Annotated in this window: 1 protein-coding gene; it reads left to right on the top strand. The window is 61.4% G+C overall.

Going from position 1 to position 1255, the window contains the following annotated elements; all coding sequences use genetic code 11:
- The coding region (locus tag GPA21_RS20195) for an inorganic phosphate transporter (protein ID WP_168989849.1) at window positions 1-1144 on the top strand (1144 nt) is incomplete at its 5' end.
- Between the last annotated feature and the right edge of the window lie 111 nt (window positions 1145-1255).

Genomic DNA, 1255 nt, shown 5'->3' with positions numbered 1-1255 from the left:
GGTGATCGCCGGCGTGTTCGAGGCGATGGGGGCCATCATCGCCGGAGGCGAGGTGGTCGGCACGATTCGCAGTGGCATCATCGACCCCAATCTCATCGACAGCCCGCAAACCTTCATGTGGGTGATGATGGCGGCGCTCCTCGCCGCCGCGCTGTGGATCAACATGGCGACCTCGGTCGGGGCGCCCGTATCGACCACGCATTCGATTGTTGGTGCGGTGGCCGGCGCGGGGATTGCGTCCTCGGGCTTTGCAATCGCCAACTGGGACGTCATCGGCCGCATCGTCATGAGCTGGGTAGTGTCGCCCGTGATGGGTGGCGTGATCGCGGCTGGCCTGCTGTACCTGGTCAAGCGCAGCATCACCTACCAGTCCGACCTCGTCGGTGCGGCCAAGCGCTGGGTGCCGGTGCTGGTGGCCTTCATGGCTGCGGTGTTCGCGATCTACATGATGCTGAAGGGCTTCAGCCGCCTGTGGAAGGTGGGTATGGGGCAGGCACTGGTCGTCGGTGTGGTCGTGTCCGTCGGGGTGTTCTTCTTCATCAAGGCGCGGCTCGCCAAACGCGAAGGCATAGACAACTCCAAGGCCGGGGTGAACAAGCTGTTCAATATTCCGCTGATCTGTGCGGCAGCGTTGCTGAGCTTCGCGCACGGCTCGAACGACGTGGCCAATGCGATCGGCCCCCTGGCGGCCATCGTCGAAGTGTTGCGCACCGGTGGCGCCGAGATCGCACGTGCGGCACCGATTCCGCTATGGGTGATGATCATCGGGGCGCTCGGTTTGTCTATTGGCTTGTGGCTGTTTGGCGCCCGAGTGATCCGAACCGTGGGGAGCGAGATTACCGAACTCGACCAGATGCGCGCCTACTGCATTGCGATGAGCGCGACCGTGACCGTGTTGATCGCAAGTGAGCTCGGCCTGCCGGTGTCGACCACCCATGTTTGCGTAGGCGCGGTGATGGGTGTGGGCTTTCTGCGCGAATACTTGAAGACCAACTACTCTCGGATGCTCGACGAGATCAAGGATCACCACCCGGAGGGCGATCAGGCTGCGATCGACGAGTTCATGCGAAAATTCGCCGCTGCAACCATCGCCGAGCGTGGCGTAATGGTCGCTGCGCTCAAAAAGAAGGGTATACGGATTTAATGGTTGATGGGGCACCTTCACCCCATCAATCTGATACCACCCTCAGATGGTTGATAGATCGACTCCGTAGTTGAGTTCCTCTGCGAAGTCCGGCAGTCCGTAACCGATGGT

The organism is Azoarcus taiwanensis (assembly GCF_012910885.1).
Taxonomy (GTDB): domain Bacteria; phylum Pseudomonadota; class Gammaproteobacteria; order Burkholderiales; family Rhodocyclaceae; genus Azoarcus_F; species Azoarcus_F taiwanensis.
The sequence above is the reverse complement of the archived record's forward strand: the minus strand, read 5'-3'. Positions and strand labels throughout refer to the sequence as shown.